This window comes from Streptomyces sp. NPDC001717 (genome assembly GCF_042892775.1).
Classification (GTDB): domain Bacteria; phylum Actinomycetota; class Actinomycetes; order Streptomycetales; family Streptomycetaceae; genus Streptomyces.
In genome coordinates, this window is record NZ_JBIAUK010000003.1 from 117,571 (window position 1) to 130,450 (window position 12,880).

Below are 12,880 nucleotides of genomic sequence, written 5' to 3' on the forward strand. Positions count from 1 at the left end.
GCACCGAGCCGGCGACCGGCCGGGTCACCAGGCCAGGTCCTCCAGGGCGTCCAGGTCCAGCGGCGCCGCCGGCGGCTCCTCGGCCCCGGTGAGCGGCAGCTCCGCCCAGATCACCTTGCCCCGGTCGGTGTAGCGGGTGCCCCACCGCTCGGCGTACTGCGCGACGAGGAACAGCCCCCGTCCGCCCTCGTCGGTGGTGGCCGCGTACCGCAGGTGCGGTGAGGTGCTGCTGCCGTCGGACACCTCGCAGATCAGGCTCCGGTCGCGCAGCAGGCGTACGCGCACGGGCGCGCTCCCGTACCGGATCGCATTCGTGATCAACTCGCTGAGGATCAGCTCGGCGGTGAAGGAGATGTCGTCCAGGCCCCAGGCGACGAGCTGCGCCGCGCCCGCGTTGCGCACCCGGGAGACGGCCGAGGCCTCGCCCGGCACCTCCCATTCGGCGATCCGGTCCGCCTCCAGCCGCCGGGTGTCCGCGACCAGCAGGGCGATGTCGTCGCTCGGCACCGGGAAGAGCATCGCGGCCAGTACGTCGGAACAGGCCTGGTCGGGGTCGCGGCCGGGGCGGGAGAGGACCTCGGCCAGGATCCGCAGGCCGGTGTCGAAGTCCCGGTCGCGGTCCTCCACGAGCCCGTCGGTGAACAGCACGAGCCGGCTGCCCTCGGGCAGCTGCAGCGCGGCCTTCTCGAAGGGCATGCCGCCCACGCCGAGCGGGAGCCCGGTGGGCAGCTCGGGGAACTCCACCCGCCCGTCCGTGTGGACGAGCGCCGGCCCCGGATGTCCGGCGCTGGCCATCACGCAGTGGCCGGAGACCGGGTCGTAGACCGCGTACAGGCAGGTCGCGCCGGTGACCCCGGCCCGCTCGCCCATCCCCTCGCCCTCGCCGTCACCGGCGCCGTCACCGTTCTGCCCGTCGCCCCCGTTATCGGTCTGGTCGATCCGGCTGATCAGCTCGTCCAGGTGGCCGAGCAGCTCGTCGGGAGGCAGGTCCAGGGTGGAGAAGTTGTGCACGGCGGTCCGCAGACGGCCCATGGTCGCCGCCGCGTGCACCCCGTGCCCGACGACGTCGCCGACGACCAGGGCCACCCGGGCGCCGGGCAGCTGGATCACGTCGAACCAGTCCCCGCCCACCCCCGCCTGGGCCGGCAGGTAGCGGAAGGCCACGTCGACGGCGCTCTGGTCGGGCAGCACCCGGGGGAGCAGGCTGCGCTGGAGCGTCACCGCGGTCGCGTGCTCACGGGTGAAGCGGCGGGCGTTGTCGATGGAGACGGCCGCGCGGGCCCCCAGCTCCTCGGCGAAGGACAGGTCCTCCTCGTCGAAGGCCTCCGGGGTGTCGGCGGCCCGCCAGAAGTTCGCCATGCCCAGGACGACGCCGCGTGCCTGGAGCGGTACGGAGATCAACGAGTGCAGCCCGTAGTCCAAGGCCTCCCGGGTGCCGACCCGGTCACCGGCCCGCCAGCCCATGGCGGCGTGCAGATCGGGCGCCAGGACCGCGTGCCCGGCGTCCAGGGCCGCGGCCATCGGGGCCGTCGGCACGACGAACTGGATGACGTCGCCGACCGGCTGCAGCGGGGAATCGTCGCGCACCCCCGTGATCGCCGCCCGGCGCATCTCCGTGTACAGGCCCGCGGCCAGCGGCTCGTCGCCGCGCAGTACGGGTTCCAGCAGCTCCACCGTGACGAAGTCCGCGAAGCGGGGGACGGCGACCTCCGACAGCTCCTCGGCGGTGCGCACCACGTCCAGCGTCGTGCCGATCCGCACCCCGGCGTCGTACAGCAGCTGGAGCCGGCTGCGGGCCTCCTCGGCCCGCCCGGAGAGCGCGGCGAGCTCGGTGGAGTCGCGCAGGGTCGTCACGGTGCCGGTGGGCCGACCCCGGTACGGCTTCGTGGGCCGCACGTTGACCGCCAGCAGCAGGTCGCCCACCCGGTGCACCTCGTCGGTCGCGGCCCGGCCGGAGGCCAGCAGCTCGGCGGTGCGCGCGGGGAGGCCGAGGTCCCCGACGTACTGCCCCTCGGCGTCGGCGGGCAGGTCGAGGAGGCGCCGGGCCTCGTCGTTGGCCAGGTCGAGACGGTGATCGGGGCCGATGATCAGCACACCCTCGCGGACGGCGTGCAGAACGGCCTCGTGGTGTTCGTTCATCCGGGTCATCTCGGCGGCGCCCAGCCCGCGGGTCTGGCGCAGCAGCCGCCTGCTGACGAGGGCGGCGCCGCCCGTGCCGAGCAGCAGCGCGCCCGCCGCCGCGCCGAGCAGCAGGGGCAGCTGGCTCTCGACGGCGCTGGAGACGTTCCGCACCTCTATGCCGGTCCCCACCAGCCCGACGACCTTCCCGCTCGCGTCCCGCACCGGGACGACGGCCCGGACGGCGTCGCTGGGCTTGCCCCGGAAGGTCTCGGTGAAGGACTCGCCGGCGGCCGCGCGGGCGATGTCACCCTTGGCGCGCTGCCCGATCAGCTCGGGCCGCGAGTCGGTGTAGCGGACCCCGCTCGTGCTCATGACCGCGATGAAGTCCACCCCCGAGGCGATCCGCGCGGCATCGGCCAGCGGCTGGAGCAGCAGGGTCGGATCGGGCGCCCTCAGGGCGGCCGGCAGACCGGGGGCGTGCGCGAAGGCCTCGGCGGCGGCGAGGGAGCGGTCGCGGGCGTCGCGCTCGCTGTCGTACCCCGCCTGGATCACCAGGGCCGACGCGGCCGCCGCGATCAGCAGCAGCACGATCACCGCGGTGAGGGCGAAGACCTGACCGGCGACGCTGTGTCCCCACCGGGACGGGCGCGCGAACAGGCGTGAGCCCCACCCGGTCGGCTGGCGACCAAAACGTCCGGTCATGAGCCCTTTCTAACACTCTCCCGGGTGTTTGGAGCGGCTGCTGTGGCAGCGGAGGCCGCGCGGTACGCACGGGGACCCATACCGACGTACGCGCTGAAGTGCTGGCGGAAGGTCACCTCGCTGGCGAAACCGGCCCGCCGGGCCACCTCCGGCACCGGATGGTCGGTGCGCTCCAGAAGCTTGCGGGCCTCGTCCAGCCGGTGGTCCAGGAGCCAGCGGTGCGGCGTGGTGCCGGTGGCGGCGACGAAGTGGCGGGCGAAGGTACGCGGGGCCATGCCCGCCCAGCGGGCCAGGGTGGCCACGTCCAGCGGCTGGTCCAGACAGCGCAGCGCGCGCTCCCGTACGGCGGCCAGCGCCTCGGCCGTGCGGTCCGCGGCCGGGACGGGCCGGTCCAGGTACTGGGCGTGCTCCCCGGCGCGGAAGGGGCCCGTCACCATGGACCGCGCGATGGCGGCGGCCGCCTCGGCGCCGTGGGCCCGCCGCACCAGGTGCAGGCAGAGGTCGATCCCGGACGCCACCCCGGCGGAGGTCCACAGCCCGCCGTCCTCGACGTACAGCGGGGCGTCCTCCACGACCACGCCCGGGTGGCGGGCGGCGAGGTGCGGGGCCAGGGACCAGTGGGTCACCGCCCGACGGCCCTCCAGCAGGCCCGCCTCGGCCAGGACGAACGCGCCGGCGCAGAGTGCGGCGACGGGTGTTCCGCGCGCGTGCGCGGCCCGCAGTGCGGCCAGTACCGGCTCGGGGGTACGGCCGCCGGGGTCGGCCAGCGCGGGCACGACCACCAGGTCGGCGGTGACCAGCCAGTCGAGTCCCCGGTCGGGGGCGAGGCTCAGCCCACCGGGCAGCGGGATCGCCTCGGGCCCGAGTGCACACCGGCGCAGCTCGAACCGGGGCACCCCGAGACCGCTGCGGTCCGGCCCCCACACCTCGGTGATGACGGCGAGGTCGAAACTCCGGATCCCGGGCTGCACGACGACGGCGACACGCTGCATCCCCCCATCCTGCCGGCCCCCTCCGGGCGGCCCCCCGCGCCGCCGGGGCTGCCCCGGACCCCGCGCCTCAAACGCCGGCGGGGCTGCATTCGGCCGCTGCCGCCCGCCGGCCGCGGCGGGTCTGCCCGGAGGGCACGTTCAGCCCGCCGGCCCGCCCGCACCATCCAGCCTGGACCGGGCCATCTCAGCCCCGCCGGCGTTTGGGGCGCGGGGCCACCCTCCAGCCTCGCCGGCGTTTGAGGCGCGGGGTCTGGGGCGGAGCCCCAGGACGGGTCCGGGCGGAGCCCGGGGAACGGTGGAAGGGCGGGTAGGGGACCGCTCCGCGCAGCGGCACCCCCGCCCGAGCCGGCCGCAGGGTGGGCCGTCGGGGTCGGGCGCGCGCCGGGGCACCTCCTCGGGCGTCGAACCCCATGCGGCACCGGCAAGCGGAACGGGTTTCGTTCGACGCCCTGCGGGGGCGCCCCGCCGCACACCCGACTCCTAGGGGGTACGGGCAGGGCCGGCCCGCGCCGAGCAGCGGCGTTCGGCGGGGCCGGCCCGGCAAGGGTGGTGACTGCCAGGCCGGCAGGATCTCATCGTTTCGGGTCACCGGCGGCCCTGTGGCCACAGACCCGCGGCGGCCAGCATGGAGCCATGACGATCGACATCGCCCCGAACAGTGCCCTGCTGGTCATCGACGTGCAGAAGGGCTTCGACGACGCCTCCTTCTGGGGTCCCAGGAACAACCCCGCCGCCGAGGCGAACATCGCGGCCCTCATGGACGCCTGGCAGGCGACCGGCCGCCCCGTGGTGCTCGTCCGGCACGCCTCCGTACGCCCCGGATCCGTACTGGCCGCGGACCACCCCGGCTACGCGTTCAAGGACTTCGTCGAGGAGCGGCGCGGGCGGCGGCAGGAGTCCCTCCTCGTCACCAAGACCGTGAACTCCGCCTTCTACGGCACCCCGGACCTCGGCGACTGGCTCAAGGGCAACGGCATCGGCCAGGTGGTCGTGGCGGGCATCCAGACCAACATGTGCGTCGAGACCACCGCCCGCATGGCCGGGAACCTCGGCTACGAGGTGCTGGTCCCGCTGGACGCCACCCACACCTTCGACCTCGAGGGCCCGGAGGGGATGTCCCTGACCGCCGACCAGCTCGCGACGGCCACGGCGGTCAACCTCCAGGGCGGCGGCTTCGCCCGGGTGGTGACGACGGCCGAGCTCCTCGCCTGACCCCGGACACGGCAGAGGCCCGGCACCCCCGAAAAGGGGTACCGGGCCTCGGGGGCCGTCAGGCTCGGCTCAGAGAACGTCGGCGGCGATGTCGGCCGCGACCTGCTCCAGCAGGGGACCCGCGTTCGGGATGGACTTCGCCGGGTCCGGCTCCAGGGCGGTCAGCGGGTACGCCTTGCGGATACCGGCTCCCTCCAGTGCCTCCTGGCTCAGCAGCAGACGTCCGCAGACCGCCACCACCGGCTTGCCCGCGGCACGCGCGGCCGCCGCGACACCGGCCGGGGCCTTGCCGTGCAGGGTCTGCTCGTCCAGCGAACCCTCACCGGTGATGACCAGCGTGGCCCGCTCCAGCGCCGGGGCGAAGCCCAGCACCTCCAGCATCAGCTCGATGCCCGGACGGAAGCTCGCGCCCAGCAGCAGGGCGCCGTAGCCGATGCCGCCCGCGCCGCCCGCGCCCGGGGAGGCCGCGAGTTCGGTGGCCTTCGAGCCGATCGACTTCTCCAGCACCGACGCGTAGTGCGCCAGCGCCGCGTCCAGCGTCGCCACGTCCTGCGGCGTCGCGCCCTTCTGCGGGCCGTAGACGGCCGCGCAGCCCTTCGGGCCGGTCAGCGGGTTGTCCACGTCGCTGGCCAGTACGAAGTCGACCTCCGCGAAGCGCGGGTCGATCCCCGACAGGTCCGCCGAGGCCAGCTGCGCCAGCGCGCCGCCGCCCGGACCGACCGGTTCGCCGTTCGCATCCAGGAACACCGCGCCCAGCGCCGCCAGCATGCCGGCGCCGCCGTCGGTGGTGGCGCTGCCGCCCACGCCGAAGACGATCGAGCGCGCGCCCGCGTCCAGCGCGGCCTTCAGCACCTCGCCCGAGCCGTACGTCGTCGCCGTCAGCGGGGCGAAGGTGCCCGCCGGCAGCAGCTGGAGGCCGGAGGCCTCCGCCATCTCGACCACCGCGGTGCCCTCGCGCAGCGCGAAGGCAGCCGTGACCTGGTCGCCGAGGGGTCCGGTGACCCGTACCTCGCGGCGTTCGAAACCGGCCGCCACAGCGGCCGCGACCGTGCCGTCGCCGCCGTCCGCGACGGGGAGCGTCTCGATCTCCACGTCCGGTACGGCCTTGCGAAGGCCGGCCGTCACCCGCTCCGCGACCTGAACGGCCGTGAGCGAGCCCTTGAATTTGTCCGCGGCGATGAGCACGCGCGCGGCCTCAGTTACTGCTCCGTCCGTCACCTTGCTATTCCCTTGCTATCGAACAGTGCAGTCGCGCCCCCATGAGCTTATCCGGAGGATCCTCCTATGCCCATGAGTGGCCCGGGACACACACGGCGCGCCATGCCCCTAAATACGGATATACGCCTGCATAGTGTGGCCGCATGAGCGCGGAATCACTGGAAGAGGCACGTCCGTATGGACCGGACGGTGGACCGGACGGCCCCCCGGACGGCACGCCCGACCGACAGGTCGTCGTCATCGGGGTGATCGCCGTACTGGCCGTCGTCGCCTGGGCCGCCCTCGCCAAGGGCTCCTTCGACAAGGCGTCGAGCACCGCGCTCGCCTGGGTGCTGGACAACTTCGCCTGGCTGTTCGTGATCGCCGCGGACGTCTTCCTGGTGATGTGCGTGGTGCTCGCCGTCAGCCGTTTCGGGCGGATCCGCCTGGGCCGGGACGACTCCGAGCCCGAGTTCACCAACCTCGCGTGGATCGCGATGATGTTCAGCGCCGGCATGGGCATCGGCCTGATGTTCTACGGGGTGGGGGAGCCCCTCACCCACTACCTGGCCCCGCCCCCGGCCTCCGGCGCGGCCCCGGCCTCCGGCGCCTCCGCCCTCTCGGCCATGGAGTACTCCTTCTTCCACTGGACGCTCACCCCGTGGGCGATCTACGGCATCGTCGGCCTCGCCCTGGCCTACGCGACCTTCCGCAAGGGCCGCGGCAACCGGCTCAGCTCGGCCTTCGTCCCGCTGATGGGCGAGGAACGGGCGAACGGGCGGGCGGGCAAGGCCATCGACCTGCTCGCGGTCTTCGCGACCGTCTTCGGCACCGCGACCAGCCTCGGGCTCGGCGCGCTCCAGGTCTCCAAGGGCCTGAACATCACCACCGGCATCGAGGACTCGACCTCCGTCGAGCTGATCATCATCGTCGCCCTCTCGGCGGCGTTCGTGCTCTCCGCCTTCTCCGGCCTCCACAAGGGGGTGAAGTGGCTGAGCACGATCAACATCGTGCTCGCCGCCACCCTCATGCTCTTCGTCTTCGTCCTCGGCCCCACCGTCTACGTCCTCGACGTGATCCCCGCCAGTGTCGGCGGCTACCTGCACGAACTGGTGCCCATGGCCACCCGCACCGGGGCCTTCACCGACTCCGCGTGGCTCGGCGCGTGGACGATCTTCTACTGGGCCTGGTGGCTCTCCTGGGCCCCCTTCGTCGGCACCTTCATCGCCCGCATCTCGCGCGGCCGCACCATCCGCGAGTTCCTGATCGGTGTCCTGCTCGTCCCCAGCGGGGCCACCGTCATCTGGTTCTGCGTGATGGGCGGCACCGCCATCCGCCTCGACTCCACCGGCGCCGTGCACTTCGCCGCCGTCATGAAGGAAGGCACGGAGGCCTCGCTCTTCGCGATGCTGGACGCGCTCCCGCTCGGCACCCTCACCTCGTGGGTCGCCATGCTCCTCGTCATGACCTACTTCGTCACCAGCGCCGACTCGGCCTCCCTGGTGATGGGTTCGCTGACCAGCCGGGGCTCGCTGCACCCGCCCACCTGGCTGGTCGTCACCTGGGGCGTGCTGATGGCCGCCGTCGCCGCCGTACTGCTCGTCGCGGGCGGCCTGAAGTCCCTGCAGACCGCCACCATCCTGGTCGCGCTGCCCTTCGTCGTCGTCATGATGCTGCTGTGCTGGGCCCTGCTGAAGGAACTCCGCCAGGACCCCGGAGCTGGCCCCGCCCGCCACCACGCCCTGCACGGCATGCGGGACGCCGTCCGCGCCCTGGTCGGCGACGCCATCACCGAGCAGAACGCCACCCGCCACGCGAGGCTGCGGCGCGTCGCGGAGTCCAGGACGCGGGACGACGGGGGGACCGGCAGTCCGGGAGTTTGACGACAGGCCCTAGGGTTGCCGCGTGACCACCACGGATGACTACGCCACGTACATCGCGAGCCTGCCCCGGGTGCTGGCCGGAGCGGCCGCCCTCTACCGGGACGCCGAGGGGCGGGTGCTGCTCGTCGAGCCCAACTACCGCGAGGGCTGGGCCCTGCCCGGCGGCACCATCGAGTCCGACCGGGGAGAGTCCCCGCGCACGGCCGCCCGGCGCGAGAGCGCCGAGGAGATCGGCATCGACGTACCGCTCGGCCGCCTGCTCGCCGTCGACTGGTCGCTCGACGCGGGCCGCCCGCCACTCGTCGCGTACCTCTACGACGGCGGGGTGCTGACCGCCGACCAACTGGCCTCCATCAGGCTCCAGGAGGAGGAGCTCCTCTCCTGGAAGCTCGTCGAGCCTGCCGAACTCGGCGCCCACCTCCTCGGGGCGCTCGGACGGCGCGCCCAAGAGGCCTGCCGCGTCCTGGAGTCGGGCGAGGGCACGGTGGAGCTGGAGAACGGCCGCCGCCCGTCCGCGTCATAACACGGCGTTTACCCAAACCAGGACAGAATCAGCTGATGATCACGATGTACGCCTGGCCCGGCACCGCCGACGGACCCGACGCCCTGCCCATGGTCCACTTCACCACCGACCAGCAGGAGGGCGGGGAGGTCACCCCCGACGGAACGCCGGTCTGGATGTTCGACACCGCGATACGCGACGGCGGCTGGGCCCTGTTCACCGACTTCGACGGATGGTCCGTGCCGGCCGCCGGGTGGGAGGCCCTCTACCGCCGCGAGGACGACTTCTTCGCGGTCAGCGGCCCCGGCGCCTGCGAGGGCTGGTACCAGGGCAGTCTCGGCGCCGACGCCGACTGGGTGGCGGCCGCCGCCGCACAGCAGAGCGTGGTGCTGCTCGCCGCCCCCGTCCAGCACCCGTCCCTGTACGGATACGCGGTGGAGGCCGGCGCCGCGTTCGCCCTGCTCGTGCCGCTGATGGTGGTCTGACGGACCGTTCGTCCCAGAATGTGGGTCATGAGCGAGAGCGACCCCGGGGCGGACCGGGACCGGATGGACCTGCTGCACCGCCGGCTGGACCGGATCGAGGAGCTGCTCGCACCCGACACCCCGCAGGCTGAGGAGAGACCGGCCTGGCGCCGGCCGACCGACGGCGAGGAGCGCTGGGCGGTCACCGCCGCCATCCTCGTCGCGGTCGGCCTGCAACTCGCCCTGCCGACCCGGCTGACCATCGACCCGCGCTGGCTGCTGCCGGCCCTGGAGATCGGCCTGCTGGTGGCTTTGGCCGCGCTCCGTCCGCACGAGCGGTTCGACCGCGGCTCGCGCCTGCTGCGCGTGCTCGACCTGGCCCTGGTGGCCGCCGTCAGCCTGGCCAACGCGGCCTCCGCCGTGAAGCTCGTACGCGAACTGCTCCACGCGACGGGCCCCGGCGGAGCGCTCGGCCTGCTCGCCACGGCCGGAGCGGTGTGGGTGACCAACGTGATCGCCTTCGCGCTCTGGTACTGGGAACTGGACCGGGGCGGCCCGGACGCCAGGGCCCGGGGCGTCAAGGACTTCCCCGATTTCCTCTTCCCGCAGATGACTCAGCGGGGGATCGCCCCGCCCGACTGGGAACCGTACTTCGGCGACTACCTGTACGTGGCCTTCACCAACGCCACCGCCTTCAGCCCGACCGACACCATGCCCCTGACGATGTGGTCGAAGTTCCTGATGATGACCCAGACGTCGGTCTCGATGATCACCGTGCTGCTGGTGGTGGCGCGGGCGGTGAACATCCTTCAGTGAGCGGGGGACGATCAGCTACGCGCTCCTGCCGGATTCGAAGTCCAGCAGCCGCACCTTGCGGTCCACCCCGCCGCCGTAGCCGGTCATGCCGCCCGAGGCGCCGATCACCCGGTGGCACGGGACGATGATCCCGACCGGGTTCTTGCCGTTCGCCAGGCCCACCGCGCGCGAGGCGCCGGGCTTGCCCAGCCTGGCGGCGAGCTCCCCGTACGACCACGTCTCGCCGTAGGGGATCCGTACGAGCTGGTCCCAGACGCTGCGCTGGAACTCGGTGCCCTCCAGCCGCAGCGGCAGGTCGAAGGAGGTGCGCTCCCCGGCGAAGTACGCGGTGAGCTGCCGCACCACTTCGGGGAAGGGCTCCTCGGAGGCGGCGACCCGCTCACCGAAGGACTCCTCGGCCGGCCGGTGGCGCTGCCCGGTCATGTAGAGCCCGCTGAGGACGCCCTGCGTGGCGACCAGGGTGAGCGGGCCGTAGGGGCTGTCGACGACGGTGTGCTGCTTGGCGGTCATGACGGGTGCTCCTCAGACGGGCAGGTGGTTGATGGGGTGGGAGTCGGTGGCCCACAAGTACTGGACGGCGTACGCCCGCCAGGGCCGCCAGCCGGCCGCCCTCGCGGTCAGCGCGGCCGGGGTGGACGGCAGGCCGAGCCCCTGCGCGGCACGCCGCACGCCCAGATCGGACGGGAGGAAGGCGTCGGGGTCGCCGAGCGCCCGCATGGCGATGACCTCGGTGGTCCACGGGCCGAAACCGGGCAGCGCGTTCAGCTGTACGCGGGCCGCCTCCCAGTCGCTGTCGATGCCGAGCGGCAGCGACCCGTCGGCGAGGGCCGACACCAGGGTGGTGAGGGTGGTGCGGCGGCTGCGCGGCAGGGCCGGCGACTCCGGATCCAGCTCGGCGAGCGCCTGCGGGGAGGGGAACAGGTGGGTCAGCCCCCCCAGCGGGTCCTCGACCCGCTCCCCGTGCGCGGTGACCAGCCGTGCGGCGTGCGTGCGCGCCGCCGCGGTGGACACCTGCTGGCCGAGGACGGCCCGTACGGCGAACTCGGCCGCGTCGACGGTGCGGGGCACCCGCCGTCCGGGTGCCTTGTCCACGAGCGGGGCGAGCAGCGGGTCGGTGCGCAGCTGCTCGTCGACGGCCTCGGGATCGGCGTCCAGGTCGAGCATCCAGCGGCAGCGGCTGATGGCGATGGTCAGGTCGCGCAGGTCGGTGAGGGCCAGGCGGCAGCCGATGTGGTCCGGCGCGGGCGTGAGGGCGACGACCCCGGTGCCGTACGGCAGCCGCAGCGTCCGCCGGTAGGCCCCGTCCCGCCATTCCTCCACGCCGGGGACGGCGGTCGCGGCGAGGTGCCCGAAGAGGTTGTCGGGGTTGAGGGGGGCCCGGTAGGGGAGCCGCAGGCTGATGGTGCCGGGGATCCGGGGCTGCCGGTTGCGGTGGGCCTTCTCGGAGCGCAGCCGCAGCTCGCTGGGGGAGAGGGCGAACACCTCGCGGACGGTGTCGTTGAAGGTGCGGATCGAGGAGAAGCCGGCCGCGAAGGCGACGTCGCCCATCGGGAGCTCGGAGGTCTCGATGAGCAGCCGGGCGGTCTGGGCGCGCTGGGCCCGGGCGAGGGCGAGCGGTCCGGCGCCGAGCTCGGCGCGCAGCTGCCGCTCCACCTGGCGGGTGGAGTACCCGAGGCGGGTGGCCAGCCCGGGGACGCCCTCGCGGTCCACCACCCCGTCCTGGATCAGGCGCATCGCGCGGGCGACGGCGTCGGCGCGGGCGTTCCACTCGGGCGAACCGGGGCTGGTGTCGGGCCGGCACCGCTTGCAGGCCCGGAACCCGGCCTGCTGGCAGGCGGCGGCGCTGGGCAGGAAGGTCATGTTCTCGACCTTGGGGGGCACGGCGGGGCAGCTGGGTCGGCAGTAGATCCGGGTGGTCAGGACGGCCGTGAAGAACCAGCCGTCGAATCGGGCGTCCTTCGACTGCACCGCCCTTACGCAACGCTCGGTGTCGGTGTGCATGTCCTCAAGCATCCGGGCTCGGCACCCGGCCGGCTGGCGATTTTCCGACATCAAGGCTACCGGGCCCGGCCCCCGGCTGGGCTGGAGACGCCGCTGCGCGGCACCCGGGGCGGAGTCCGGGAGCGGTGCCGCACATGCGCAGGGACGCGCGAAGGCCCCGGGGGCCAATGGCACCCGGGGCCTTCGTAGACCTGGCACAACTCAGCGCAGCGTCGCCGCTCGCGCCTCCCGCCGGTTGTGGCGGAACGTGTTCGCCCGACGGGTCGTGGCGAACAGCGGAATCGTCGCCGCCAGAGCGATCTGCAGCGCGCAGCCCGTCTGGAGGAGCAGCTGGCCGCCCGGCGCGTCGAACGCCCACGCCGCCAGCAGACCCATCGCGCCGACGATCCAACTCAGCATCGCCACCGCGAGGACACCCCGCGGCTTGGGGTACTCGACCCGGCTCACCATCAGCCAGGCCACCCCGATGATCGCCAGCAGCGTCGGGACGAACGGAAGCTCCAGCAGCACGATCGAGACGACCGTCAGCGCGCCGAAGGGGCTCGGCATGCCCTGGAACATGCCGTCCTTCATGGTCACGCAGCTGAATCTCGCCAGACGCAGCACCACCGCCAGCAGGACGACGATCGCCGCGAGCGCCGACATCTTCTGGTGCGCGTCGTCGGCGACCATGCCGTAGACCAGCACGAAGTACGCCGGCGCGAGGCCGAAGCTGATCAGGTCGGACAGGTTGTCCAGCTCCGCGCCCATCGGCGAGCTGCGCAGCTTGCGGGCCACGATGCCGTCGAAGAGGTCGAAGACCGCCGCGAGCAGCATCAGTATCACCGCGGTCGCCGCGCTGTGCCGGGCCATGCCCGACTCGCCGCTGCCGGTGAGGTGCGGGATGAGGATTCCGGTGGTGGTGAAGTACACCGCCATGAATCCGCAGGTCGCGTTGCCGAGGGTGAGGGTGTCCGCTATCGACAGCCGCAGCGAGAGCGGCATGTCGTC

Annotated in this window: 11 protein-coding genes; 5 read left to right on the forward strand and 6 right to left on the reverse strand. The window is 73.4% G+C overall.

Features of this window, described 5'->3' with window-relative positions; all coding sequences use genetic code 11:
• Positions 1 to 24: 24 nt before the first annotated feature.
• Together ACFYZL_RS07885 and ACFYZL_RS07890 are read right to left on the reverse strand one after the other, a co-directional pair.
• Positions 25 to 2,823 (reverse strand): SpoIIE family protein phosphatase, encoded by a 2,799-nt coding sequence (locus ACFYZL_RS07885; protein ID WP_384753341.1) that lies wholly within the window; start codon positions 2,821 to 2,823, stop codon positions 25 to 27.
• Positions 2,820 to 3,815, reverse strand: coding sequence for a GlxA family transcriptional regulator (locus ACFYZL_RS07890; RefSeq protein WP_384753345.1), 996 nt, complete (start codon positions 3,813 to 3,815; stop codon positions 2,820 to 2,822). Before ACFYZL_RS07890 ends, ACFYZL_RS07885 begins: the two co-directional genes overlap by 4 nt.
• Positions 3,816 to 4,448: 633 nt before the next feature.
• Here ACFYZL_RS07890 and ACFYZL_RS07895 point away from each other — a divergent pair.
• Positions 4,449 to 5,027, forward strand: coding sequence for a cysteine hydrolase family protein (locus ACFYZL_RS07895; protein WP_384751998.1), 579 nt, complete (start codon positions 4,449 to 4,451; stop codon positions 5,025 to 5,027).
• Between the two features lie 69 nt (positions 5,028 to 5,096).
• On the opposite strand, the gene ACFYZL_RS07900 is transcribed toward ACFYZL_RS07895, so the two are convergent.
• Positions 5,097 to 6,245, reverse strand: a complete 1,149-nt coding sequence (locus ACFYZL_RS07900; protein ID WP_384751995.1) for a glycerate kinase — start codon at positions 6,243 to 6,245, stop codon at positions 5,097 to 5,099.
• Between the two features lie 143 nt (positions 6,246 to 6,388).
• Here ACFYZL_RS07900 and ACFYZL_RS07905 point away from each other — a divergent pair, with 143 nt between their 5' ends.
• From ACFYZL_RS07905 to ACFYZL_RS07920, 4 genes are read left to right on the forward strand one after another with little or no spacing between them, the layout of a single operon-like run.
• Entirely contained in the window at positions 6,389 to 8,107 is a 1,719-nt protein-coding gene (locus tag ACFYZL_RS07905) for a BCCT family transporter (RefSeq protein WP_388677104.1), read from the forward strand.
• A 22-nt stretch (positions 8,108 to 8,129) separates the two neighbouring features.
• Positions 8,130 to 8,630, forward strand: a complete 501-nt coding sequence (locus tag ACFYZL_RS07910; protein ID WP_384751990.1) for an NUDIX domain-containing protein — start codon at positions 8,130 to 8,132, stop codon at positions 8,628 to 8,630.
• 35 nt (positions 8,631 to 8,665) lie between these two features.
• Positions 8,666 to 9,094, forward strand: a complete 429-nt coding sequence (locus ACFYZL_RS07915) for a hypothetical protein (protein WP_388677107.1) — start codon at positions 8,666 to 8,668, stop codon at positions 9,092 to 9,094.
• A 27-nt stretch (positions 9,095 to 9,121) separates the two neighbouring features.
• The gene (locus ACFYZL_RS07920; protein ID WP_388677110.1) at positions 9,122 to 9,889 is read left to right on the forward strand and encodes a hypothetical protein; all 768 of its coding nucleotides are present in this window, start codon (positions 9,122 to 9,124) and stop codon (positions 9,887 to 9,889) included.
• A 15-nt stretch (positions 9,890 to 9,904) separates the two neighbouring features.
• On the opposite strand, the gene ACFYZL_RS07925 is transcribed toward ACFYZL_RS07920, so the two are convergent.
• From ACFYZL_RS07925 to pssA, 3 genes are all read right to left on the reverse strand, one after another.
• Positions 9,905 to 10,399, reverse strand: a complete 495-nt coding sequence (locus ACFYZL_RS07925; RefSeq protein ID WP_384751981.1) for a methylated-DNA--[protein]-cysteine S-methyltransferase — start codon at positions 10,397 to 10,399, stop codon at positions 9,905 to 9,907.
• A 12-nt stretch (positions 10,400 to 10,411) separates the two neighbouring features.
• The gene (locus tag ACFYZL_RS07930) at positions 10,412 to 11,890 is read right to left on the reverse strand and encodes an AlkA N-terminal domain-containing protein (protein ID WP_384751978.1); all 1,479 of its coding nucleotides are present in this window, start codon (positions 11,888 to 11,890) and stop codon (positions 10,412 to 10,414) included.
• 201 nt (positions 11,891 to 12,091) lie between these two features.
• Complete coding sequence (gene pssA / locus ACFYZL_RS07935) at positions 12,092 to 12,874, reverse strand: CDP-diacylglycerol--serine O-phosphatidyltransferase (RefSeq protein ID WP_376657411.1); 783 nt, start codon at positions 12,872 to 12,874, stop codon at positions 12,092 to 12,094.
• Positions 12,875 to 12,880 lie beyond the last annotated feature (6 nt).

Bases quoted from the DNA above. Each gene is read 5' to 3' on its own strand.
- ACFYZL_RS07885 (WP_384753341.1), bottom strand. From the start codon at position 2,823: ATGACCGGACGTTTTGGTCGCCAGCCGACCGGGTGGGGCTCACGCCTG.
- ACFYZL_RS07915 (WP_388677107.1), top strand. From the start codon at position 8,666: ATGATCACGATGTACGCCTGGCCCGGCACCGCCGACGGACCCGACGCC.
- ACFYZL_RS07890 (WP_384753345.1), bottom strand. From the start codon at position 3,815: ATGCAGCGTGTCGCCGTCGTCGTGCAGCCCGGGATCCGGAGTTTCGAC.
- ACFYZL_RS07905 (WP_388677104.1), top strand. From the start codon at position 6,389: ATGAGCGCGGAATCACTGGAAGAGGCACGTCCGTATGGACCGGACGGT.
- ACFYZL_RS07925 (WP_384751981.1), bottom strand. From the start codon at position 10,399: ATGACCGCCAAGCAGCACACCGTCGTCGACAGCCCCTACGGCCCGCTC.
- ACFYZL_RS07930 (WP_384751978.1), bottom strand. From the start codon at position 11,890: ATGCACACCGACACCGAGCGTTGCGTAAGGGCGGTGCAGTCGAAGGAC.
- pssA (WP_376657411.1), bottom strand. From the start codon at position 12,874: ATGCCGCTCTCGCTGCGGCTGTCGATAGCGGACACCCTCACCCTCGGC.
- ACFYZL_RS07920 (WP_388677110.1), top strand. From the start codon at position 9,122: ATGAGCGAGAGCGACCCCGGGGCGGACCGGGACCGGATGGACCTGCTG.
- ACFYZL_RS07895 (WP_384751998.1), top strand. From the start codon at position 4,449: ATGACGATCGACATCGCCCCGAACAGTGCCCTGCTGGTCATCGACGTG.